This window comes from Sphingopyxis jiangsuensis (assembly GCF_016734905.1).
Lineage (GTDB): Bacteria > Pseudomonadota > Alphaproteobacteria > Sphingomonadales > Sphingomonadaceae > Sphingopyxis > Sphingopyxis jiangsuensis.
This window is the reverse complement of sequence record NZ_JAERPO010000003.1, coordinates 223,003-247,084: the sequence shown is the minus strand read 5'-3', so window position 1 is coordinate 247,084 and position 24,082 is coordinate 223,003. Positions and strand designations below refer to the sequence as shown.

General features: G+C 64.7%; 22 protein-coding genes. 11 read left to right on the top strand and 11 right to left on the bottom strand.

Annotation, left to right across the window (positions count from 1 at the left end; all coding sequences use genetic code 11):
* Positions 1-28: 28 nt before the first annotated feature.
* From bcp to JI743_RS14220, 3 genes are all read right to left on the bottom strand, one after another.
* Entirely contained in the window at positions 29-496 is a 468-nt protein-coding gene (gene bcp / locus JI743_RS14230; protein ID WP_201929000.1) for a thioredoxin-dependent thiol peroxidase, read from the bottom strand.
* Positions 493-3,198: a bifunctional [glutamine synthetase] adenylyltransferase/[glutamine synthetase]-adenylyl-L-tyrosine phosphorylase gene (locus JI743_RS14225; RefSeq protein ID WP_201928999.1), complete on the bottom strand. Its 2,706-nt coding sequence runs from the start codon at positions 3,196-3,198 to the stop codon at positions 493-495. Before JI743_RS14225 ends, bcp begins: the two co-directional genes overlap by 4 nt.
* 130 nt (positions 3,199-3,328) lie before the next feature.
* On the bottom strand, positions 3,329-4,123 hold the full coding sequence (locus JI743_RS14220; RefSeq protein ID WP_201928998.1) for a response regulator: 795 nt from the start codon (positions 4,121-4,123) through the stop codon (positions 3,329-3,331).
* A gap of 210 nt (positions 4,124-4,333) precedes the next feature.
* Between JI743_RS14220 and JI743_RS14215 the strand changes: the two genes are divergently transcribed.
* Positions 4,334-4,504, top strand: coding sequence for a NepR family anti-sigma factor (locus JI743_RS14215; protein ID WP_201928997.1), 171 nt, complete (start codon positions 4,334-4,336; stop codon positions 4,502-4,504).
* Here the strand turns inward: JI743_RS14215 and tgt are convergent, their stop codons facing one another.
* Complete coding sequence (gene tgt, locus JI743_RS14210; RefSeq protein WP_201928996.1) at positions 4,505-5,629, bottom strand: tRNA guanosine(34) transglycosylase Tgt; 1,125 nt, start codon at positions 5,627-5,629, stop codon at positions 4,505-4,507. It lies immediately after the preceding gene.
* A 46-nt stretch (positions 5,630-5,675) separates the two neighbouring features.
* A complete protein-coding gene (locus JI743_RS14205; protein WP_201928995.1) occupies positions 5,676-6,164 on the bottom strand; it encodes a hemerythrin domain-containing protein in 489 nt (162 codons plus the stop codon).
* Between the two features lie 256 nt (positions 6,165-6,420).
* Here JI743_RS14205 and JI743_RS14200 point away from each other — a divergent pair, with 256 nt between their 5' ends.
* The 5 genes from JI743_RS14200 (at position 6,421) to JI743_RS14180 (ending at position 14,812) form a co-directional block, all read left to right on the top strand.
* Complete coding sequence (locus JI743_RS14200) at positions 6,421-6,897, top strand: RNA polymerase sigma factor (RefSeq protein ID WP_201928994.1); 477 nt, start codon at positions 6,421-6,423, stop codon at positions 6,895-6,897.
* Positions 6,897-7,862, top strand: a complete 966-nt coding sequence (locus JI743_RS14195; protein WP_201928993.1) for a FecR family protein — start codon at positions 6,897-6,899, stop codon at positions 7,860-7,862. Before JI743_RS14200 ends, JI743_RS14195 begins: the two co-directional genes overlap by 1 nt.
* Positions 7,863-8,010: 148 nt before the next feature.
* Complete coding sequence (locus JI743_RS14190; RefSeq protein ID WP_201928992.1) at positions 8,011-11,304, top strand: TonB-dependent receptor domain-containing protein; 3,294 nt, start codon at positions 8,011-8,013, stop codon at positions 11,302-11,304.
* A gap of 8 nt (positions 11,305-11,312) precedes the next feature.
* Entirely contained in the window at positions 11,313-12,575 is a 1,263-nt protein-coding gene (locus tag JI743_RS14185) for a M14 family metallopeptidase (protein WP_201928991.1), read from the top strand.
* Positions 12,576-12,727: 152 nt separating this feature from the next.
* Positions 12,728-14,812 carry a TonB-dependent receptor gene (locus tag JI743_RS14180; protein WP_236660011.1) on the top strand — a complete coding sequence of 695 codons (2,085 nt, stop codon included), beginning with the start codon at positions 12,728-12,730 and terminating at the stop codon, positions 14,810-14,812.
* Between the two features lie 31 nt (positions 14,813-14,843).
* Here the strand turns inward: JI743_RS14180 and queA are convergent, their stop codons facing one another.
* The 5 genes from queA to JI743_RS14155 form a co-directional block, all read right to left on the bottom strand.
* Entirely contained in the window at positions 14,844-15,875 is a 1,032-nt protein-coding gene (queA, locus tag JI743_RS14175; RefSeq protein WP_201928990.1) for a tRNA preQ1(34) S-adenosylmethionine ribosyltransferase-isomerase QueA, read from the bottom strand.
* Positions 15,876-15,897: 22 nt separating this feature from the next.
* Positions 15,898-16,602 (bottom strand): peptidylprolyl isomerase, encoded by a 705-nt coding sequence (locus JI743_RS14170; RefSeq protein WP_201928989.1) that lies wholly within the window; start codon positions 16,600-16,602, stop codon positions 15,898-15,900.
* A gap of 98 nt (positions 16,603-16,700) precedes the next feature.
* Positions 16,701-17,207, bottom strand: coding sequence for a pantetheine-phosphate adenylyltransferase (coaD, locus tag JI743_RS14165; RefSeq protein ID WP_201928988.1), 507 nt, complete (start codon positions 17,205-17,207; stop codon positions 16,701-16,703).
* Complete coding sequence (locus JI743_RS14160) at positions 17,207-18,130, bottom strand: polyprenyl synthetase family protein (protein ID WP_201928987.1); 924 nt, start codon at positions 18,128-18,130, stop codon at positions 17,207-17,209. The genes coaD and JI743_RS14160 overlap by 1 nt, the downstream gene beginning before the upstream one ends.
* Positions 18,131-18,134: 4 nt before the next feature.
* Positions 18,135-18,386, bottom strand: coding sequence for an exodeoxyribonuclease VII small subunit (locus JI743_RS14155; RefSeq protein ID WP_201928986.1), 252 nt, complete (start codon positions 18,384-18,386; stop codon positions 18,135-18,137).
* Between the two features lie 97 nt (positions 18,387-18,483).
* Between JI743_RS14155 and JI743_RS14150 the strand changes: the two genes are divergently transcribed.
* The 4 genes from JI743_RS14150 to JI743_RS14135 all read left to right on the top strand — a co-directional run bounded on the left by JI743_RS14150 (position 18,484) and on the right by JI743_RS14135 (position 22,468).
* On the top strand, positions 18,484-18,900 hold the full coding sequence (locus JI743_RS14150; protein ID WP_201928985.1) for a DUF2177 family protein: 417 nt from the start codon (positions 18,484-18,486) through the stop codon (positions 18,898-18,900).
* Between the two features lie 131 nt (positions 18,901-19,031).
* Positions 19,032-19,328 carry a hypothetical protein gene (locus tag JI743_RS14145; RefSeq protein ID WP_201928984.1) on the top strand — a complete coding sequence of 99 codons (297 nt, stop codon included), beginning with the start codon at positions 19,032-19,034 and terminating at the stop codon, positions 19,326-19,328.
* An 82-nt stretch (positions 19,329-19,410) separates the two neighbouring features.
* Positions 19,411-21,666, top strand: coding sequence for a phosphoribosylformylglycinamidine synthase subunit PurL (gene purL / locus JI743_RS14140; RefSeq protein WP_201928983.1), 2,256 nt, complete (start codon positions 19,411-19,413; stop codon positions 21,664-21,666).
* A 55-nt stretch (positions 21,667-21,721) separates the two neighbouring features.
* Positions 21,722-22,468, top strand: coding sequence for a DUF72 domain-containing protein (locus JI743_RS14135; RefSeq protein WP_201928982.1), 747 nt, complete (start codon positions 21,722-21,724; stop codon positions 22,466-22,468).
* Between the two features lie 3 nt (positions 22,469-22,471).
* Here JI743_RS14135 and JI743_RS14130 read toward each other — a convergent pair whose 3' ends face one another.
* A complete protein-coding gene (locus JI743_RS14130) occupies positions 22,472-23,287 on the bottom strand; it encodes a Coq4 family protein (RefSeq protein WP_201928981.1) in 816 nt (271 codons plus the stop codon).
* 111 nt (positions 23,288-23,398) lie between these two features.
* Between JI743_RS14130 and JI743_RS14125 the strand changes: the two genes are divergently transcribed.
* Entirely contained in the window at positions 23,399-24,073 is a 675-nt protein-coding gene (locus JI743_RS14125; protein WP_201929132.1) for a nitroreductase family protein, read from the top strand.
* Positions 24,074-24,082 lie beyond the last annotated feature (9 nt).

Genomic DNA, 24,082 nt, shown 5'->3' with positions numbered 1-24,082 from the left:
GGAATGGCAGGCGAATGGGCATGCTCGGTCAAAGCGCCTTCGCCGCCTCCAGCACCGCATCGGCATGGCCCTTCACGCGGACCTTGCGCCACTCTTTCGCGAGCTTGCCATCGCGGTCGAAGAGGAAGGTCGAGCGTTCGATGCCCATATAGGTGCGCCCGTAATTCTTCTTCTCCACCCAGGTTCCAAAAGCTTCGCACACGGCACCATCCTCGTCGGAGGCGAGCCGCACAGTGAGGCCATATTTGTCGCGAAACTTGCAGAGCTTTGCCGGCGCGTCGCGCGATACGGCGAGCACCTGCGCGCCCAAATGTGCGAAGTCGGGCGCGAGCCGCGTGAAGTCCTGCGCCTCGGTCGTGCAGCCCGGCGTATCGGCCTTGGGATAGAAATAAACGATCAGCGGCGCCCCCTTCATCGCGGCGAGGTCGATCATCGCGCCGTCGGCGTCGGCCAGCTTGACGGCCGGAATCGCGTCTCCGATGGTCAATCCGCTCATTTCTCGCGCTCCTTTTCCATATCGTCGGGGCGAATCGACGCCCACCAATTGCCGACCTCCTGCCGCGCCGCATCGTGCGCGGCAAGCAATTGGGTCCAGTCGGACTGTCCGCACGCTTCCGCGACAAGGCGGCGCGCGGCGGCGGTTGCAGGTTCACCGTCGGGCGCGGTCAGGCGCAGCATGACGAGCATCCGCGTGAGGAGGTTGTGCGCTTGCGGGATCGTGCGTGGGGCAAGGCCGGCCTCGACCAGCACGGTGAGCGCGGTGCCGAGATGCGGGTCATGCCCCTGCCCGCGCGTCAGCTGGACAAATTGCATCGCGAATTCGAGGTCGACGAGCCCGCCGGGTCCGCCCTTTACGTCGAGCGGTCCTTTGGGCGGCTTGTGCGCGGCCATCTTCGCCCGCATCTCCGCAGCGTCGCGCCCGACCGAATTGGGGTCGCGGGGCCTGGCCAGCACCTCGCGAATGATGCGCTCGACCTCTGTGCGTGCTTCGTCCGACCCGTAAACCGGCCGCGCGCGGAGCAGCGCCATATGTTCCCACGTCCAGGCTTCCTCGCGCTGATAGCGTTCGAAGCTGTCGAGCGTCACGACGAGCGGCCCCTGCGCGCCCTGCGGGCGCAGCCGCGTGTCGACGTCATAGAGCTTGCCCGCTGCCGTCGGGACCGAGAGTGCCGCGGTCACGCGCTGCGCGAGACGGTTGTAATAAGTGGACGCACCGAGCGGGCGCGCGCCGTCCGAATCGGCGAGATGGTCGCCGGTGAAGAGGTAGATCAGGTCGAGATCGGACGCATGGGTAAGCGCGCACCCGCCGAGCCGTCCAAGCGCGAGGATCACCAATTCGCTGTCCGGCACGACGCCGTGCGCCGCACGAAATTCGGCGACCGTCGCATCGGCGAGCAACTGCAGGGCCGCCTCTGCAAGATCGGCATAGCCGCGCGCGACATCGAGCGGATCGGTCGACCCGGCGATGAGCTGGACACCATAGGCGAAACGCCGCTCGCCCACGCGGTCGCGCACGCGGTCGAGCAATTGTTCGTAATCGAGACCCGCGAGCCCCGGCGCCCATTCGACGAAGAGCGCGTCGCGCGTCGCGGGAGCATCGAAAGCATGCGCGTCGATGAGCCCCTCGATCAGATCGACGCGCACCGCGAGCGCGTCGGCCAGCGTCGGCGCAAGCGACAGGATGCGCGTCGCGATCCGCGCAAGCGCGGGGTTGGCGGCGAGAAGATGAAAGAAATTGACCGCGCTCGGCAGTCCCGCGACGAGCTTGTCGAAGCGCGTGAGTGCGGCGTCGGGGTCGGGTGCCGCCCCCAACGCACGCACCAGCTCTGGAAGCACGGTTTCCAGCGCCTCGACCGCGGCGCTGCTTCGCAGCGCGCGCAGCTTGCCACCGCGCCATTCGGCGATCGTGCGGAGCGCGGCGGCGGGCGGATCGAAGCCTGCCGCCGCGAGTTGCGGCGCCAGTTCGCCCTCGTCGCGCGGCAAAGCGCCACTCGGCGCCGCGCGTTCGGCGACGAGGCGGTCGTAACAGGAGCCGACGTCGGCAACCACCGGCTCGAGCAGCGCAAGCAGCGCGGCGCCGTCGGCCAGCCCGTCGAGCCGCGCGACGCCGTCGAGCGCGGCGGTTTGAACCGGCAGGCTGTGCGTTTGCTGATCCTCGACCATCTGCAGCCGATGCTCGATCCGCCGCAGCAGCGCATAATGGTCCGCGAGGCGTGCAGCGACATCGCTGTCGATCCGCCCCGCCGAAGCGAGCGCGGCAAGCGCGTCGACCGTCGCGGGCGCGCGCAGTGCTGGCTCGCGTCCGCCGTAGATGAGCTGGTGGACCTGCGCGAAAAATTCGATCTCGCGAATCCCGCCACGCCCGCGCTTGAGGTCATAGCCGGGGCCAAGCGCCTGTCCTTGCGAGAAATGGTCGCGAATGCGGTCGCTCATCGCGCCGATTTCCTTGAGCTGACGGAAATCGAGGCTGCGGCGCCAGATGAAGGGCTGGATTGCGCCAAGGAAATGTTGCCCGAGCGCGCGGTCGCCCGCCGACGCGCGCGAGCGAATAAATGCCGCCTGCTCCCACGCGAGCGCCTGCGATTCATAATAGGAGATCGCGGCGTTCACCGGCAGCACGATCGGCGTCACTTCGGGGTGCGGGCGAAGGCGCAGGTCGACGCGCAGCACATGCCCGTCGGCGGTGCGCGCCGACAAAATTTCGACCATCCGCCGTGCGATCCGTACGGCAGCCTCGTCGGGATCGTCGCGCGCGCGGCGCGGCAGCGTTTCGGGGTCGAAGATCAGGATGGGGTCGATGTCGGACGAGTAATTGAGCTCGTGGCTGCCGAGTTTGCCGAGCGCGATTACCGACAGCCCGCGCGGCTCCTCGTCCGGCACGCGCTCGGCAAAGGCCGCAGCAAGCGCGGCGTCGCACGCAGCATCGGCAAAGTCCGACAGGTGACGCGTCGTTGCCGCGACATCATGCTCGCCCGACAGGTCGCCGAGCGCAAGTAGCAGCGCAACCTGCCCGCGCCAGTAGCGCAGCGCCGCCATGATATTGTCGTCGACTGCCGGAGAATCGATCTGCGCGAGCGCCGCGTCGGTGCCGTCGGCCAGAAAGCGCGTCACATCGCCGGGATTGAGCTCGGCAAGCCGCGCGAGGAAGGGCGCGTTGGCGGTCAGGCGGTCGAGCGCCGATTGGCGTTGGGACGTCATCGCAGGCCGCTATCGCGCGCCCGGCCCAAGGCCGCAACCCAAAGCTGCTCGCTGCGGGCGCAGCAAAGCGACCCAGGATGGTTTATCCATTCCGGATTGCCTCGCCGCGCTCGCAATGGCGAAGGAAATATCAGGCCGGAACCGTGCTCTCGTCGAAGAACAACACCTGCGCGATCGCGGCGCGCAGCGTTGCGGGCTGATAGGGCTTGGTGAGCAGGAAGGCCGGTTCGGGCCGGTCGCCGGTGAGCAGCCGCTCGGGGAAGGCGGTGATGAAGATGACCGGCAGTTTCACGTCGGAGAGGATTTCCTGCACCGCCTCGATCCCCGAACTGTTGTCGGCGAGCTGGATGTCGGCGAGGACGAGGCCTGGCTTGTGCTTCTGCGCTTCGGCGACCGCTTCGGTGTGGGTGGTCGCCACGGCGACAACCTCGTGCCCGAGTTCGCGGACGATCATTTCGATGTCCATTGCGATGATCGGCTCATCCTCGATGATCAGGATGCGCGCGCGCGTCTGGCGTTCGATCTCTTCGGTTGCTTCGGCGATCAAGCGCTGCACGGCGTCGGCGTCGCGGCCGATGATGCGGCCGGTGTCCTCGGCATCGAACCCCTCGACTGCCGTGAGCAGCAGCGCCTGGCGCGCGAGCGACGGGATGCGGCGCAGCCGGGCATCGGCAATCGCCATATCGTCGGCGGGGGCTGCCTCCGCAACATTCGCCTCTTCCGCCATCAGGGCGAAATTATCGTGAACCATGCGATAGAGCTGAATACGCAGGTCGGCGCCCTCGTCGATCGCGCCCGGATCGGCGACGAGCGTTTCGAGAATGCGGGCCACGAGCGCGTCGCCGCGCTGCTGGCTTCCCGATATGGCACGACCATAGCGCCGCAGATAGGGAAGATGCGGCGCAATCGCCTGACCCAATGACATAGATTACCTCCTGATCCAGGCCAGAGCCTGCCCCAAAACACACGCAAATCCGGGCGTCGCGTCGAAAAGTCGGCGCCAGCCCGGCAAAATTTCTCCTGTCGGGAACGATTTAAGCGCAAATTGGTTTCATGCGGAAGGAACAAACGCACCATTGCAGTTTGGTTTATCCACAGTTAGCACGGGGGACCATGACCAGCGGTTGCTTCGAATATGTCATCTGAATCCGGTTCGTCAGCGAACAAGCGGACCGGCAAGACAGGTGACAGGAAGGTCACCAGAAAGGCGCACGACGTCAACGTCGCGTTGCGCCGCGCCTATGATTCTGCCGTTGAGGAAAGCATTCCGCAGTCGATGCTCGACCTGCTCGGCAAGCTCAGCTGATCATTTGCGATAGCGCGCGGCGAAGTCCGACGCGAAAGCCGCAAAACGGCCCCCCGCGATGGCATCGCGCATCGCCTGCATCAGATCCTGATAGAAATGCAGATTATGCTGCGTCATCAGCATCGCGCCGAGCATCTCGCCGGCGCGGACGAGATGGTGCAGATAGGCGCGCGACCAGTTTGTGCAGACCGGACAGCCGCAGGACGCATCGAGCGGACCCAGATCCTCGGCATGTTTGGCATTGCGGATGTTGACGGGCCCCTCCCACGTGAAGGCCTGCCCGTTGCGCCCCGACCGCGTCGGCAGCACGCAGTCGAACATGTCGACCCCGCGCGCGACCGCGCCGACCAGATCGTCGGGTTTGCCGACGCCCATCAGATAGCGCGGCCTGTCGGCGGGAAGCTGGCCGGGCGCATAGTCAAGCACGCCGAACATCGCCTCCTGCCCCTCGCCCACGGCGAGCCCGCCGATCGCATAGCCATCGAAACCGATGTCGATAAGCGCGGCAGCCGAACGCGCGCGCAATTTTTCGTCGAGCGATCCCTGCTGGATGCCGAACAGTGCCGCACCCGCCGCATGTTCCTCGCCCGCATCGAAACCCGCGCGGCTACGCGCCGCCCAGCGCATCGAACGCTCCATGCTCGCTTCCGCACGCTTTGCATCGACGCCGTTCGGCGGACATTCGTCGAACGCCATCACGATGTCGCTGCCGAGCAGCCGCTGGATTTCCATCGAGCGCTCGGGCGTAAGCATATGGCGCGAGCCGTCGAGATGGCTCTTGAACGCCACGCCCTCTTCGCTCTGCTTGGTGAGCGCCGACAGGCTCATCACCTGATAGCCGCCGCTGTCGGTCAGGATCGGCCGGTCCCACCCCATGAAATTATGGAGCCCGCCCAGCCGGGCCATCCGTTCGGCGCCGGGGCGCAGCATCAGATGATAGGTATTGCCGAGGATGATGTCGGCTCCCGTCGCGCGCACCTCGGCGGGGCGCATCGCCTTCACCGTCGCGGCGGTGCCGACGGGCATGAAGGCGGGCGTGCGAATCTCGCCGCGATGCATCCGGATCGTGCCCGTGCGCGCGGCGCCGTCGGTCGCGGCGATCGAAAAGGCGAATCTGTCGCTCATGGCGCGCGCCTATGGCGAGGCGCGCGCCGAAAGTCGAGCCGCCGCGCTATTCGCGCGCGTGTTCGCTCGAGGGTTCCTCCGCTGCGGCCTTGGCCTTTTCCTTCGGCTTCTCTTTCGCGAAAATGTCCGCGATCTCTTTTTTCTGGGCTTCGGACAGGCCATCCTCGGCTTCGGGGAACATGTCCTCCTCCTCTTCGTCGATATGGTGGAGGTAGCGGTCTTTCATGGTGCGGAAGCGCGTGAGCCAACCGGTCGAGCCGAAGTCCATCTCGTATAGCTCGGTGAGCATATCCTCGATTTCCTTATGCTCGGCGACGCTATGCTGCGCCTCGTCGCGGAGGTCCGAACGGCCGAGCATCGCGGCATAGAGCGACATTTCTTCCGACGCCGCGTGCGCCGTCACCTCGACACGAAATTTTTCGAACAATGCTGCCCGCTCCGGGCTGTCGCCGTGGGTGGCGTCGATCCGTTCGAGCAGCTCACGATGACGATCATGATCCTGCTTGAGGCGGGCGAAGATTTTCGTGTCGGCCATTCGGGTCTCCATCGATCGCTGGGGTCTTCAGGCAAACGGTCGAGCCCCGCGCGGGTTCCGCGACGGCCGTTCCTCTCCAAACGCGCCGACCGCAAGTCCGATTGCTTCGCGCGCAGATCATCAGGGATATTGGCGACGGCGATTTTCTCCGCCAATGAGCATAACGGAAGCGACGCCATTGGTCGGATCGCATCGCGGCATGTCGGCTTTCGACGTCTCGTTCGTCTGAATGGCTGAGGGGGGACCACGGGGACGCATGACAAGCCTTGTCGACATGTTGGCGAAAGCAAGGCGTGCCGTACTGCGGCGCGGCGTTCCAATCGAGGATGCCGATGAATTGGTGCATGATGCTTTCATCAAGCTCGAACAATATGAAAGCGCGCACAATGTGCAGTCGCGCGAGGCCTTGCTTGTGAAGGCAGCGATCAACCTGTCGATCGACCGCGCGCGGCGTAACCTTCGTTCGCCCTTTTCGTCGCAGGACGGAATGCGCGACGTTGCCGACGCGATGCCCGACCCGGCGCAGATTGTCGAAGAGCGGGTGCGGCTTGTCCGCGCATCGGAAGGGCTCGAGCGCCTTCCCGAACGCACGCGGCGTATCCTGCTGGCGCGGCGGCTCGACAACCGGCCCTTTGCCGACATTGCGCGCGATGAGGGGATGACGGTCGCAGCCGTCGAAAAGCAGGTTGCGCGGGCGACGCTGCAATTGATGAAATGGATGGACGAGTGGTGATGCGCCGCGACCGATCGGAACGTATTGCCGCCGAAGCAACGGCGTGGCTCGCCCGGCTCGAATCGACGGGACGGACGCCTTCGACCGAAGCGGGGCTGAAGGCGTGGCTGCTTGCCGACGACGCGCACCGCCGGTCGTTCGAGCGCGCGATGGACGTGTGGGCGATCATCCCGGGCGCCGCCGAACTGTTGGCGGCGAGCCTGTCGCCCGCGCGCAAAAGGTCTGGCTTCAGGCACTTCGTCGAGCACGGCCGCGCACTCGCGATGGCGGCATCGCTGCTGATCATGTGCTTTGTGTCGGGGTGGTTTCTGATCGACGGATCGACAACCTATTCGACGGTGGTCGGCGAACAACAGGTTGCCACGCTTGAAGACGGGTCGCGCATCGCGCTCAACGCCGACACGAAGCTTAAAGTTCACTATGGCAAGGCCTCCCGAAGCGTCCAGCTCGACAAGGGCGAGGCAATGTTCGAGGTTGCGCACAATGCACGGCGCCCCTTCACGGTCGAAGCCGGGAACAAGCGGATTACGGCGCTGGGGACCAGTTTCATTGTCCGCAAGACAGGGGATTCCGTCGCCGTGATCCTGTTGTCGGGCAAGGTGCGCGTCGACACTTTGGACGCGGGTACGGCTCCGCGCGCGACGGCCACCATCCTTGCCCCTGGCGAACAGCTGATGGCCGCCGCCCAATCCCCCGAAGTCGTGACGCGAACATCGGCAGAAGCCGCGACGGCGTGGCGGCGGGGCCAGATCGTGTTCGACGAGACGAGTTTGTCGGCGGCGCTCACCGAACTCGGACGATATGGCGGGCAGCATATCGAGCTTGCCGACCCGCGCCTCGGCGGGCTTACGGTGTCGGGCGTTTTCGCGACCAACGACACCGCCGAATTTGCTCACGCCGTGGCGGCCCTTCACGACCTGCGCGTCGAGCGGTCGGACAGCCGCCTGCTGCTGACGCGCCGGTAAAAAATATGTCAGGCAAATCCGTAATTTAATTGCGCGCTGTGGCCCCAGCCAATTTTTTATTTCATCTCTGTGTCGGATTTGGACGCTTTCGACGTCTGAAAGGTTGAAGGCGGATGCGACAATCGCGGCGCCACAAGGGGGCGAAACTATGATCTCGAAGGCTATGTTGGGTGCCTGCAGCGCAATGGTCGCCATCGCTGCAAATGTGGCCGAGGCGCGCGAACAGACCGAATATAATATCGATCTTCCTCAACAGGCGCTTGCGCGGTCGCTTCGCGCCGTCGCAGCCCAGACCGACAGCAACGTCGTATTTGCAGGATCGGCCGTCGAGGGGCGGACGGCGCCCGCGCTGAAGGGCCGCTTTACCGCTCGCTCGGCCTATCGCACGCTCCTCAAGGGTTCGAGCCTGACGCTGCGCGAAACGAGCGGCGGCTCGTTCGTCGTAACCGCTGGAGCCGTGGCGCAGGCATCGACGGCCAATCCGCCCGTTGCGGCGGCCGAACGCGCGCCGGAATATGCTCCGCCGCAGCAGGAAATCGTCGTAACCGGTTCGCAGATCAAGGGCGCGAAGGTCGACGATGTCCTGCCCGTCACCGTGCTGACCGAGGACGATATCGAGACGACTGGCGCGATCACAGGCGACGAACTTTTCCGTTCGATCCCGCAGATCGGGGCGACCCAGTTCAATGACCAGAATACGGTCGGCAGCGCCAACGCGGCGCGCGGCGACGTCGCGTCGATCAACCTGCGCGACCTGGGCACCGGCAACACGCTGCTGCTCATCAACGGCCGCCGCATGGTCCTCAACCCCGGTTTCCAGACCGAACTTCTTGTCCCTGTCGTGTCGCCGAACACCAATACCATCCCGCCGAGCGCGGTGCGCCGCGTCGAAGTGCTGCGCGATGGCGCATCGCCGGTCTATGGCGCCGACGCCGTCGCCGGCGTGATCGACACCCAGCTTCGCGGACGCCTTAAGGGCGGCTTCGTCAACATGCGGCTCGACCTCGCGAACGAGACGAGCCAATATGAATATGACATCAGCGCGGGCTTCGGCATCGATTTCAATGGCGGCCGCAGCAACCTGACCGTCTATGGCAATTATTTTCACGGCAACCGCGTTCCGGCTTCCGAGCAGGATTTTTCGGCAAGCGACGACCTGCGCCCCTTTTTCGTGGGCACACCGTTCGAGAACGACACCCAGCTGAACAATCGCAGCACAGGCTCGCCCTGGGGTCGCTTCCAAGCGAGCAACCGGATCACGCGCGTCGGCGACGACGATTTCCACATCCAGCCGTGCAGCGTCCTTGCGTCGAACGACACGACCTTCCTGCCGCTGCAGAACGGGCTGTGTGCCGACAACAGCAGCACGACCATCGACACCGCCATCCGCTATGACTCGGCGCCGGTGTCCGACCTTTTTTCGGAGCGCGACCGCTATAATATCTTCGCGCTGTTCAGCCACGAGTTCGACAATGGCCTCGAATTTTATGCCGAGGGCAGCTATTATTATTCGAAGCTCAACCGCAATATCGAGCAGGCGCAGATCCTGGGCGGCGTCCCGATCGGCGTGACGCGGACGGCCTATTACAATCCCTTCGGCGCCCCCGATCCGACCAACCCGAACCGGATCGATCCGCGTCCGGCGGGCATCCCGGCGACCGGATCGACGATCCAGATCATCGGCTATCGTGCGATCGACGCCGGTCCGCGCGAAGTTCAGGTCACCGGCGACAGCATGCGTTTCCTCGCCGGCCTGCGCGGCGAAATCGGTTCGTGGGATTTCGACACCGCGGTCCTTTATACCGAGGCGAACACGACCGACCGCGCGACGCGCATCTCGAACACCCTGTTCCAGGCCGCGATCAACCGCACCGACGCGAGCGCCTATAATCCGTTCAACGGCGGCAGCTTTGAATTTCCCAATTCCATCGACGGGACGCCGAGCAACCAGGCGACGATCGACAGCTTCATCGTCCCCGTCTACCGCATCGGCAAGACGACGCTGGCGCTCGCCGATTTCAAGATTTCGCGTCCCGATCTCTTCACGCTTCCCGGCGGCGACCTTGGCATCGCGGTCGGGGTCGAAGCGCGGCGCGAGACCTTTATCGACAACCGCGACGAGCGGCTCGACGGCACGATCACCTTCACCAATGCGGTGACCGGCGTGGTCGAGCAGAGCGACGTGCTCGGCACCAGCCCCAGCCCCGACACCAGCGGCAACCGCGAAGTCTTTTCGGCCTTCGCCGAGACGTTCATCCCGCTGATCGGTGAGGATATGAATGTTCCGCTCGTCGAGAAGCTGGAAGTTCAGCTTGCGGGCCGCTTCGAACATTTCACCGACGTCGGCAGCACGATCGTCCCGCGCGTCGCGGCGGCGTGGACCCCGTTCGACGGCCTGCTGTTCCGCGGCGCCTGGTCGCTCGGTTTTCGCGCTCCCAACCTCGTTCAGGTCAATGACGTCGGGACGACGCGCAACAATTCGCGCGACGATTATGTCCGTTGTCAGGCCGAGTTCGAAAAGGGCCTCATCTCCAACGTCGGTGCGTGCGGCAACCGCAGCACGACCAGCCTGCGCAGCGGCACCGACCAGCTCGAGCCCGAGGAAACGACCAGCCTGAATTTCGGCGTCGTCGTCTCTCCGTCGTTCATCCCGCGCCTGACGTTGACCGCCGATTATTGGCGCATCAAGCAGACCGGCCTCGTCGGCACGTTCGGCGACCAGAACCAGCTCGCGCTCGACCTTCTCCTTCGCAAGCAGGGCAGCTTTAACCCGAACGTGATTCGCGACGATCCCGACGCCGACACGCTTGCGCTGTTCGCCGGAACGTCGCTCGCCGCCAACCCGGCGGGCAACGTGAACATCGTCCTCGACCCCTATCTGAACCTCGATAGCCGAACGTCGAAGGGCTATGACTTCGGCGCCTATTACGACCTGCCCGACACGGGGATCGGCGACTTCCGCTTCCGGTTCAATGCCGCGCGACTCAAGAGCTTTTTCCAGGTCCCCGGCCCCGACGGCCAGCTGCTGCTCGACGCGATCGCCAACGGCGACCTGCCGACCGAAGTCAGCGTCGATGGCATCGGCGAGTTGATGGAACAGGACGGGCGTCCCAAATGGCGTTTTTCGACCTCCGCAATCTGGAGCGCGGGCAATTGGGACGTCAGCTGGTTCGGCAAATATATCGGCAGCTTCAACGACATCAGCGTCACGCAGGACCAGACCGGGGAATTCCTGCGCGTGAAGAGCTGGTTCACGATGAACGCGTCGGTGGCCTATACGGTGACCAACAACACCGCGCTCAACGGGCTGCGGCTGAAGTTCGGCATCAACAACATCCAGAACAAGCGCCCGCCGATCGCCGACGAAAGCTATGGCTATTTCGGCGCCGAGCATAGTGGCAAGCGCCGCGTCTTCTATTTCGAGATGCGCAAGAAGTTCTGAGGTCCGTGATGCGAAATCGGCGCGGCGCAATCAATGGCGGCATCGCCCGCCACGCCCTTTCGCTTGGTGCCGCGGTGGCAGCGGCAGTCCACTTGCCTGCCACCGCGGCACAGCCGCTTCCACAACCCCTTGCCGCCCCGGCAAAGGCCGGATGCGAAAACAGCCGGGTCCGGCTCGATACCGGCTTTCCCACGGGCGCTGCCGCGCGCTGCGGAACGGTGAGCGAGCGCGAGCTGACGGTCACCCTCGCCCCCGAAGACGCACCCCCGATCAATTGCAGCGCCTGGTATGCCTTTCGCCTGACCCCGCAGCCCGAAGCGAAGCGCGGGACCAAGGTGAAGGTCACGCTGGACTATACCGCGTGCGGGCATCGCTACTGGCCCAAGACGAGCAGCGACGGCGTCAACTGGAAGGCGATGCCGAAAAAGGATGTAACGCTGTTCGAGCGCCGCGGGATCAAGCAGGCGCAGATCAACATCGCCCTTGGTTCCGGACCGCTGTTCGTCGCGGGGCAAGAGATTATTGCGCCATCCACATATGACCATTGGCTCACCGAAAGCGCACGTCATCCCGACGCCGTCCGCGCGACGCTGGGCAAATCGGCCGAGGGCCGCATCATCGAGCAGTTGACGATCACGTCGGCCGCTGCCGCACCGCGCGAGCAGGTCGTCCTGATCGGCCGCCAGCATCCACCCGAAATTACCGGCGCGCTCGCAATGTTCGCCTTTGTCGACACGATCCTTTCCGACGATCCGGTCGCAAAAGCCTATCGCGCGCGTTTCTCGACGATCGTCGTTCCGATGCTCAATCCCGACGGCGTTGTCCGGGGCCATTGGCGCCACGGCACCGGCGGGCTCGACCTCAACCGCGACTGGGGGCCGTTCACCCAGCCCGAGACGCAGCTCATGCAAAAGCTGCTCGCCGACATCGACGCCGATCCGGCGCGCAAGCTGCGGCTGCTGCTCGACTTTCATTCGACGCAGAAGGATGTCGTCTATACGCTTCCCGACGCAAAAATCACCGATCCGCCAGGCTTCGCGGCTGGCTGGCTTGCGCGCTATCAGGACCGTATGCCGGGGTACAAGGTCGAGCGCGATTCGAGCCACAATCCCGGCCTCCCAACCGCCAAGTCGTGGGTCTATGAGGCCTATCGCGTCCCGACCGCGACCTTCGAGCTCGGCGACGAAACCGATCGCAAGCTCGTCGCGCGCATCGGCAGACAAGCCGCGCTCGCGATGATGGAAACGATGCTGGCTACCCCCGCGCGCTAAGCCCGCGGGGCGCGCTCACTATCGATACGCATTTCATTTGCGCGCGACATTGACGTGGGCAGAGGGCGATCTGCCCTGTTGGCATTTCGAAATTGCAACTCACTCGCAATCTCGTTAAGGGGCGGCAAATTCCCGCACCCGATGGAGATAATATGCGACCCCTGTTGATGCTTACGACCGCCATAGCGGCGTTGTCCGCCCCCGCTGCGCACGCGCTGGAGGCCGACGCCGGTGACGATCAGACGATCCTCGTCGTCGGCAAGTCGCAGGGTTATCAGGCGGTCGATTCGGTCACAGCAACCAAGACCGACACGCCGCTGATCGACGTACCGCAGAGTGTCACCGTCGTGACGCGAGAGCAGCTCGACGATCAGGCGCACCACAGCATCGGCGACGTGCTGCGCTATATCCCCGGCACGACGATCGGCCAGGGCGAAGGCAATCGCGACCAGATTACGCTGCGCGGCCAGAACACGACTGCCGACTTTTTCCTCGATGGCGTGCGCGACGACGTCCAATATTATCGCAATCTCTACAACATCGAACGCGTCGAAATCCTCAAGGGGCCCTATGCGCTCATCTTCGGGCGCGGTGGCGGCGGCGGGATCGTCAACCGCGTGCAGAAGGCGCCGAGCGCCGAGCGCGCCTTTGTCGGCGCTGCGGGTTCGGTCAACAGCTTCGGCGCATGGGACGTGTCGGCCGACATCAACGCACCTCTGTCCTCAAACGCAGCTTTCCGCATCAACGGCTTCTACGAGGAACTCGACAATCACCGCGATTATTTCGACGGCAAGCGCTACGCCGTAAACCCCTATGCTGGGGTCGAATTCGCACCCGGCTGGAAGGCGGGGCTCAGCTATGAATATGTGAAGGACGACCGCGTCACCGACCGCGGCATCCCCGCGCTCGCCTGCGCGCAGCCTTGCACGCCCGGGCCGCTCCCCGGCCACCGCGACACCTTCTTCGGGGTTCCCGGCGTCAACCGCACGGGCATCGAGGCGCATATCGTCAAGGCGCGGCTCGACGGCGAGCTTGCGGACAATCTGCAATGGTCGTCGACCTTGCTCTATGGCGACTATGACAAATTTTACACGAACATCTATGCCAATGGCGCGGCGACGGCGCCCGACGGCACGGTAGCGCTGTCGGGCTATACCGACCCGACGAAGCGCGAAAATTTCATCGTCCAATCGAACCTCGTATGGGACGTCGCGCTCGGCGGGGTCGAGAACAAGATCCTGCTCGGCGTCGAATATGGCGAGCAGGATTCGCAGAACCAGCGTCGCAACGCGGTGCTGTCGAGCGCTACGCTCGATCTTTCCAACATCGTCTATCCGACGGTGACGTTTCCGACACTCGCGCGCAGCACCGAATCGACGGTCAAATTCTTCTCCGCCTATGCGCAGGACCAGATTGCGTTCGGCGAGCATGTCGACCTGGTCGTCGGGCTGCGCTTCGACCGTTTCGACATCGCGGGTACCGACTTCATCCCCGATCCCGACCGCAAATTCGCGCGGGTCGATGAAAAGGTCTCGCCGCGCGTCGGGCTGATCGTCAAGCCGCGGGAAAATATCTCGATCTATGGCAGCTACAGCCAGTCGTTCCTGCCGCGGTCGGGCGACCAGTTTCTGTCGCTGTCGACGACGCAGCAAAATCTCGCGCCCGAGAAATTCACCAATTACGAGATTGGCGCCAAATGGGATGTCCGCCCGGGGCTGAGCGCGACGCTCGCGCTGTTCCAGCTCGACCGCACCAATGCGACGACGCCCGATCCGGCGAACCCCGCCAACTCGATCAACGTCGGCGAGACGCGCACCAAGGGCATCGAAGTCGGCCTGGTCGGCGAGATCATGCCGGGTTGGCAGGTGAGCGGCGGCTATTCCTACCAGGACGCAAAGCTGCGCGGGAACGACTTCGTGCGGCTAGGCCAGACGCCGCGCCACCAGCTTGCGCTGTGGAACCGCTATGATTTCGACCGCCGGGTCGGCGTCGGCGTCGGGGTGATCCACCAGTCAGGCCAGTTCGCCGCGATCCGCACATCGGCAACGACGACGCGGCTGCCGTCCTTTACACGGTTCGACGCGGCGCTCTTCTTCGAGGCAAGCGAGCAGGTTCAGTTCCAGCTCAACGTCGAGAATCTGTTCGACACCGGCTATTTCGCCGACGCGCACAATAACAACAATATCTCGCCGGGGGCGCCGCTGAACGCGCGCTTCACCGCACGCGTCAAATTCTGACTGTCGGGGCGGGTAGCGCGCGCCGCGCGCTCTACCCGCCCGGCAGCAGCAGGCTCGCGTCGCCGTAGCTGTAGAAACGATAGTCGCTCGCGATTGCGTGCGCATAGGCAGCCTGCATCGTCTCGAGCCCCATCAACGCGCTCACCAGCATGAAGAGCGTCGAGCGCGGCAGGTGAAAATTGGTCATCAGCCCGTCGATCGCTTTGAAGCGATATCCCGGCGTGATGAAGATCGCGGTGTCGCCCTCGAACGGCGCGATTGTGCCGTCGTCGCGCGCGGCGCTTTCCAGCAGGCGCAGGCTGGTCGTGCCGACCGCAATCACGCGCCCGCCGGCGGCGCGCACGGCATTGAGCCGCCCGGCAGTGGCGGCGTCGATCCGCCCCCATTCGGCGTGCATGACATGATCGTCGGTATCGTCGGCCTTTACCGGCAGGAAGGTGCCCGCGCCGACGTGCAGCGTCAGCGTTTCGCTGGCTATCCCGGCCGCTTTCAACGAGGCCAGCAACTCAGGCGTGAAGTGCAGCGCCGCCGTGGGGGCGGCCACGGCGCCGTCCTCGCGCGCGAACATCGTCTGATAGTCCGAGCGGTCGGCATCGTCGGTCGCGCGCTTGCCCGCGATATAGGGCGGCAGCGGCATCGTCCCGGCACGTTCGAGCAGCACTTCGACCGGTTCTTCGCCGCCAAAGGCGAGCACGAAGCTGCCGTCGGGCAGGCGATCCTCGGCCACGGCCGCGACGCCCTGGCCGAAATCGACCGTCTCGCCGACGCGCAGCCGCTTGGCGTTGCGGACGAACGCCTGCCAGCGCCGCAGGTCGATGCGCTTGTGCAAGGTCGCGCCGATCCGCGCATCGCCGCGCTGCCCCTCGAGCTGCGCCGGGATTACGCGCGTGTCGTTGAAGACGAGGCAGTCACCGGCGCGCAACCGCTGCGGCAAGTCGGCGACGCGCGCGTCGGACAACGCATCACCCTCGACGACAAGCATGCGTGCCGCGTCGCGCGGCCGCGCGGGACGCAGCGCTATGCGTTCGGGCGGAAGGTCGAAATCGAAAGCGTCGACGCGCATGAAACCTCGCGCGGCGCCGCGATCAACGGATCGGCGCGTTGAGCTCGTCGATGCCGATTTGCGGCGCGGCGGGGGCCGGCTGCGCCTCGGTCAGCATCGCGGCCGGCGGCACCGGCTTGTCGTCGGCGGCCACCGAAACCTGAACCATGCGCGACATCACCGCCGGCGGCTCACCGCGATTGATGGCGTCGACATATTGCATTCCCGACACGACACGGCCGAACGCAGTATAATTGCGGTCGAGCGTGAAGCGCGGCTGGAACATGATGAAGAACTGGCTGTTCGCGCTATTCTCTGCCTGCGCGCGCGCCATCGAGACAGTGCCGCGCAGGTGCGGCGTGGGATTGAATTCGGCTTCGAGGTCGGGAAGCTCCGATCCCCCCTGCCCCGTCGCGGTGGGATCGCCCGTCTGCGCCATAAAGCCGTCGATGACGCGGTGGAACTTCACGCCGTCATAAAATCCCGCGCGCGCAAGCTGTTTGACCCGCGCCACATGGTTCGGGGCGACATTGGGGTAAAGCTGGATGACCACACGCCCGCCCGTCGAAAGGTCGAGGTTGAGCATATATTCCGGATTGCCGATATATTGGTCGGGGGTCATCGCGGGCGCAGCCTCGCCCGTCACCTCGGCCGCCTGCTCTGCCGGCGCCGCGTCCTGCGCCGCCACCGGCGCGGCAAAAGCGAGCGCCATCGCGGTCAGGGCCAGGGGGCGGAATGTGAATGTCATGCTGGATCGGCCTCTTGTTTGATACGTGGTTTGCGCCCCGTTTGGCGCGCCCTAGCGGGAAAAAGCTGAACGCTCAATGATTGGCATCGGTCGCGATGTCAAAGCTCGCCCTGGCGCAACCCGCGTTCGGCGATGCGCGTCTCGACCGCCGCGCGCACCGCGGGCGTCACGAATTTGTGAATGTCTCCGCCGAAGATCGCGATCTCCTTGACCAAGCGCGACGCAATTGGTTGCAGGCTGACATCGGCCATCAGGAATACCGTTTCGACGCGGTTGTTGAGCTGCTGGTTCATCCCCGCCATCTGATATTCATATTCAAAGTCGGCGACGGCACGCAGCCCGCGAACGATGATCCCCGCGCCTTCGCGTTCGGCAAAATCCATCAGCAGCGAATTGAAACCGACGACGCGGATATCGCCGTCGATGCCCGCGACTTCGCTCTTCACCATCGCGATGCGCTCGTCGTCGTCGAACATCGGCGATTTCGCGATGTTGGTGGTAACGCCGACGATCAGCTGGTCGACGAGCTTCGCCCCGCGCCGGATGATGTCCATGTGGCCGAGCGTGATCGGATCGAACGTCCCCGGATAAACCCCCACCCGCATCAATGGTCCCTTTCCACCACATAGGCTGCGATCGCGCGCAACAGCGCGGCTTCGTCGCCATAGCCCGACAAATGCGCGATGGCCTGCTCGACAAGAAGCCCTGCCTGTTCGCGCGCGCGTTCGATTCCCATCAACGTGACGAAGGTCGCCTTGCCCGCGGCTTCGTCCTTGTGGAGCGCCTTGCCGGCGAGCGCCTCGTCGCCTTCGACGTCCATGATGTCGTCGGCGATCTGGAAAGCGAGGCCGATGTCGCGCGCATAGCCGCGCAACGGGATGCGTCCGTCGGGGGGGATGCGCGCCAGGATTGCGCCGGCCTCGACCGAAAAGGCGATCAGCGCACCGGTCTTGAGTTGTTGAAGCCGCGTGACGGTCGGCAGGTCGAAATCGGCGGTTTCGGCGGCGAGGTCCATCATCTGCCCCCCCGCCATCCCCGCCGGACCGGCGGCGCGCGCCAGTTCGCGCACCAGTTCGCTGCGGACGAAAGGATCGCTGTGCGTCGCCGGATCGACAAGCCATTCGAAAGCGAGTGCGTGCAGCGAATCGCCCGCAAGCACCGCCGTCGCCTCATCAAAGGCGCGGTGAACGGTCGGCTTGCCGCGACGCAGATCGTCGTCGTCCATGCACGGCAAATCGTCGTGGATCAGCGAATAGACATGCATCGCCTCGACCGCCGCGCCGACCCGCAAGCTCAGCGCGCGATCGACATGGAACAGGTCGCCTGCGGCGCGCACGAGCAAGGGGCGAAGCCGTTTACCCCCCGCGATCGCTGCGTGACGCATCGCCTCGTACAGTCGCGCGCGCGGATCGGCGGGCACGGCGAGCCAGCGCTCGAACAATTCGTCGACACCCGCCGCGACGTCGGCCTGCGCCGCGCGGACCCGCATCGCGGCACTGGCCGTTTCGCCGTCGATCCGCACCGTCATGCGGTCAGCTTTCGCCGAAGGGGGTGGTTCCGGCAGGCTGGCCGTCGGCGCCCAGACTGACCTGCTCGATCCGCGCCTGCGCTGCCGCTAGCCGCGCTTCGCAATGCTGGCGAAGCGCGTGCCCGCGCTCATAGAGCGCCACCGATTCCTCAAGGCTCACATCGCCGCTTTCGAGGCGGCGCACGATTGTCTCAAGCTCGCCCATCGCGGCTTCGAACGACAGCTTGGAAATGTCCGCTTCAGGGGTGTCCGTCATGCCCATGCTTTGGCCCCTTCGCCCCCGCGCGGTCAAGCTTGACGTCGCGCCGCCCTGCTTTAGCCTTTGAGGTCCATGCCATAGGGGAGAAATTGGGATGGCTCTGCAGACAATAGCAGCCTTTGGCGCCACCGCGATCATCTTCGGCCTACTCGATGCCCTCTGGCTGACGCGCGTCGGCCCCAGGCTTTACCGTCCCGAAATCGGCGAATTGCTGATGGACGGCTGGCGCCCGGTACCGGCGCTGGTCTTCTATGGGCTCTATATGGTCGGCATCCAGATCTTCGCGATTAGCCCTGCGCTTACGGCGGGGAAATGGCAGGTCGCGGCGCAGTGGGGGGCGTTGTTCGGCTTCTTTTGTTACATGACCTACGACCTGACCAATCATGCGACGATGAAGATCTGGTCGCTCAAAATCACCGTGCTCGACATAATCTGGGGCAGCTTTGCGACGGGCTTTGCTGCCGGAGCGGCAGCTTGGCTTGTGCTCACATTCCTGCCGCGCGGCGGCTGAGGGGTTCGCTGCGCTGCAATCGCGATTCGGTTTTTTGCAATTGCTGACACGAGACGAGCGCGTCATGCTGCATCGCACAATAAAGAGGGGCTTAAAGGCAAGTTTTGTTCAATCAGACAAGGACTTGCACCATGAAAACGATCATTCTGGCCGTATCGGCTCTCGCGACGCTGACGCCCGCCGCCGTCCATGCGAAAGACCCCGACGTCAAGCGGTTCGAGCATGGCGGAAATGTCTATAGCTATACGGTTACGTCGACCGACAACGGGCGCGTCATCGAAGGCGTCGAGGAAAAGACGGGCAAGCCGTTCACCCTGCGCATCGGCAAGCACCGCGTCCGCGGCACCGTCGGGTCGCAGCAGGTCAGCTTCACGCTGCGCGACGTCAAGCCGCTCGACAAGCCCGCGACGACGCTCGCCTCGCGCTGATCGTCGATTTTCGGACCCCATGTGCCACGCGACAGGCACATGGGGTCTGTTCGTTTCGCGCGCGCGCGGCTAAAGGCGCGCCATGACTCAGACTGCAACCGCGCCCGCCTCCGTCATCACCCCCGAGATCGTCGCCGAACACGGCCTCTCGCCGGAAGAATATGAGCGCGTGCTCCACGCGCTCGGGCGCGAGCCGAACCTTGTCGAGCTTGGCATTTTCTCGGTCATGTGGTCCGAGCATTGCAGCTACAAAAGCTCGCGCATCCATTTGAAGAAACTGCCGACCGAGGCGCCGTGGGTGATCTGCGGTCCCGGCGAGAATGCCGGCGTCATCGACATCGGCGAAGGCCCCGAGGGCAAGAAGCTCGCCGCGATCTTCAAGATGGAGAGCCACAACCACCCGAGCTACATCGAACCCTATCAGGGCGCGGCTACGGGCGTCGGCGGCATTTTGCGCGACGTCTTCACCATGGGCGCGCGCCCGGTCGCGAACCTCAACGCGCTGCGCTTTGGCCGCCCCGACCATCCGAAGATGCGTCACCTGATCTCGGGCGTCGTCCACGGCATCGGCGGCTATGGCAATTGCGTCGGCGTGCCGACCGTCGGCGGCGAGGTCAATTTCCACAAAGCCTATGACGGCAATATCCTCGTCAATGCGATGACAGTCGGCGTCGCCGAGCAGGACAAGATCTTCTATTCGGCGGCCTCGGGCGTCGGCAATCCGATCGTCTATGTCGGGTCCAAAACCGGCCGCGACGGCATCCACGGCGCGACGATGGCGTCGGCCGACTTCGGCGAGGATGCCGAGGAAAAGCGCCCGACGGTGCAGGTCGGCGATCCCTTCACCGAAAAATTGCTGATCGAGGCGTGCCTCGAGCTGATGGCGTCGGACGCGATCGTCGCGATCCAGGACATGGGCGCAGCCGGGCTTACGTCATCGTCGGTCGAAATGGCGTCGAAGGGCGGCGTCGGCCTCCACCTCAAGATGGACGATGTGCCGCAGCGCGAGACGGGCATGACAGCCTATGAGATGATGCTGTCGGAAAGCCAGGAGCGGATGCTCATGGTCCTGAAGCCCGGCAAGGAAGACTTCGCCAAGGCGATCTTCGAGAAATGGGAACTCGACTTCGCGGTCATCGGCACCGTCACCGACACCGGCCGCATGGTGCTCGAACATCATGGCGAGATCGTCTGCGACATCCCGCTCGCCCCGCTCGCCGACGATGCCCCGCTCTACGACCGGCCGCACGTTCCGACGCCGAAGCAGGCCGACCTCACCAACGTCCCCGAAACCTCGGACGTCGCGGCCGACCTCAAGGCCCTGATGGGCACCCCTGACATCGCGAGCCGTCGCTGGATCTGGGAGCAATATGACAGTCAGGTCGGCGGCGATACCGTGCAGACCGGCGGCGACGCCGCGCTCGTCCGCATCCACGGGACGAACCGCGCGCTGGCGATGAGCACCGACTGCACCCCGCGCTATTGCTACGCCGACCCGTTCGAGGGCGGCAAGCAGGCGGTCGCCGAAACATGGCGCAACATCAGCGCGGTCGGCGCGACGCCGCTCGCGATCACCAACTGCCTGAACTTTGCGAACCCGCAGCGCCCCGAAATCATGGGGCAGATTGTCGGCTGTCTCGACGGCATGGCTGCCGCGTGTCGCGCGCTCGACTATCCGATCGTCTCGGGCAACGTCAGCCTCTATAACGAGAGCAAGGCGACCGGTGGCGGCAGCGCGATTCTGCCGACCCCCGCAATCGGCGGCGTCGGCGTGATCGACGATCTGTCGAAGGCCGTCGGCATCGGCTTCAAGCAAACCGGCGACATCGTGCTCGCGGTCGGCGAACGCATGGGGCACCTCGGCCAGTCGGCGTGGCTGCGCGAAATCCACGGACGCGAGGAAGGCCCGCCGCCGCCGGTCGACCTGAAGGCCGAAAAGCGCACGGGCGACTTCATCCGTGCGAGCATCAATGCCGGCTGGATAACGGCGTGCCACGACGTCTCCGACGGCGGCGTAGCGGTGACGCTCGCCGAAATGGCGCTCAAGTCGAACATCGGCGTTCTCGTGAGCGAAGAACAGCCGTTCGGTGTCGCCGAAAGCTTCTTCGGCGAGGATCAGGGGCTTTATCTCGTCACCGTCTGCGACACCTGCCTCGCCGATTTCCTCGACGCCGCAGGCCGCGCGGATGTGCCGGTCGACCCGCTCGGCCGCACGATCAGGGACCGGATCGTCTTCGAACTGCCCGAGAGCGACCATCAGGTGACGCTCGCGGAACTGCGCGAGGCGCATGAAGGGTTTTTCCCGAAGCTGATGGGGGCGGATGCGGCGCTGGCTTAGTATCCTCACCTCATCATCCCGGCGAAGATGGATGAATTGCGGAAAGGATAAAGCGATGAGCATCCGCATCGGCATCGGCGGCTGGACCTACGAACCATGGCGTGGGACCTTTTACCCGCCGAAGCACCCGCAGAAACGCGAACTCGAATATGCCGGCGAGCATCTGACGGGCATCGAGATCAACGGCACCTATTATGGCAGCCAGAAGCCCGAAAGCTTCGCGAACTGGGCGGCATCGGTCCCCGACGGGTTCAAGTTCAGCGTCAAGGCGTCGCGTTTCTGCACCAACCGCAAAATACTCGCCGACGGCGCGGCATCGGTCGAGAAATTCCTGACGCAGGGACTGACACGGCTCGGCGACCGGCTCGGCCCGATCCTCTGGCAGTTCATGGCCACCAAGAAATTCGAGCGCGACGATTTCGCGCGCTTCCTCGACCTGCTTCCGGAAAATCAGGACGGGTTGCCGCTGCGCCACGCGATCGAGGTGCGCCACGAAAGCTTTCGCGATGCTGCCTTCGTCGACCTCGCGCGCGAGCGGAACGCGGCTATCGTCTTTGCCGACAGCGACGAATTTCCGTGCATCGACGAGCAGACTGCCGACTTCACCTATGCGCGGCTGCAGCGCAGCACCGACGATGTCGCAACCGGCTATGACGATGGCGCGCTCGATCATTGGGCGGGCCGCGCGCGCGAATGGGCCGCGAACGGGCGCACCGCCTATATCTTCTTCATTTCCGGCGCGAAGGTCCGCAACCCGGCGGCCGCGCAGGCGCTGATCGCGCGATTGCAACCGAGCGGCTGAGCCTCAGGCCGCCTTCGCGAGTTGCGGTGGTGTCGCCGCTTCAGCCGCCTTCTGCCCTAACAGGTCATATGGGTCGATGCCGTCGGCGCGCATCATCGCGTGGACCTGCTTATAGGTCGCTGGCTCGGCGATCCCAAGCCGCGCGCGCGCGACGTCGAGCGGTTCGGCAAGCAGCGCAGCAATATCCTGATGCGCAATCGGCTGCGCGGCGCGGCCGATGCGCTGGCCTTCGCGAACGGCAGCATAGATCGGATAGCGATTTCCGAAACCCTTGCGGATTTCGCGCGCGCCCGCCCAGGCGATGAACAGCGTGCCCCAACTCGGGTTCTGGCTGTAGGAAAAGGCGAGCACGCATTGTTCGCCCAATGCGTCGCGGCCATAGCCGGTCAGGATATGGAACAGGTCGTGCGTGTCGCGCAGCCGGTTGCCATAGAGTTCGAGCATATCGTTGTAGCGCGGCTGGCCGCGGCGGAATTTGTCGAATTCATCGACGAGGCCCTGCGCCGTCAACCCCTCGCGCTCCATGAAATCGACATAGGTGCGCCCGACGCTGCCCTCGGGCAGCTTGCGCAGCGCATCGTGATTGTCGAGCATCGCCGGGAGGTAGGGGCGCTCGGCCAGCTGCTTCTGTCCCTCGGGCGTCGCAAAAAACGCCTGCGTCGCCTTTTCGAAGCGGCGGTCGCGCAGCGCCTCGATGATGTGGAAGACCTGTTCGGTGTCTTCCTTGTCGGCAATCAGCTTGCGGAAATGGTGCCACGCCTTGAGCGGGCGGAATCCGGTGTCGGTGCGATCGGGATGGGAGAGCGGGATAGTGGTCATGGTGAACCTCTTCAGCGAATCCTTGCAATATCCGGATAGCATTACTGACATAAATGTCAATATAGCATGAACGCGCTGGTCCAGTCGAAAGCGGCACGCTACACCCGCGGCATGAAGCCGCACGCGACGATCCCCTATACCGCCCTCCCTGCCATGTCCGATGCCGAGCGGATCGCCGCCGCCGAGGCGTTTCGCGACCATGTTGGCAAACGCCGTACATGCCGCATGTTCACCGATGCGCCTGTACCGCGCGCCGTGATTGCGGCGGCGATCGAAGCTGCGGGAACCGCGCCCAGCGGCGCGAACCACCAGCCCTGGCATTTTGCCGCGATATCCTCGCCCGAGGTGAAGCACCGCATCCGCCTCGCAGCCGAGGAAGAGGAAGCGGCCTTTTATGCGAGCCGCGCCGGACAGGAATGGCTCGAAGCGCTCGCGCCGCTCGGGACCGACGAGGACAAGGGATTTCTCGATTTGGCGCCGTGGCTGATCGTCGTGTTCGGTCAACGGCGCGGCGGCATCGAGCCCGGCGAATCGCGGCAGAATTATTATGTCACCGAAAGCGTCGGGATCGCGTGCGGACTGCTGCTCACCGCGCTCCACAACGCCGGGCTCGCGACGCTGACGCACACACCCTCGCCGATGGGGTTCCTGCGCGACATTTGCGGGCGCCCCGCCGACGAAAAGCCGCTGATGCTGGTTGTCGCCGGACACCCTGCGCCCGACGCAACGGTGCCCGTTCACGCGACGCGCAAAAAGCCGCTCGATCAGATCGCATCTTGGCTGTAGCATTGCAAT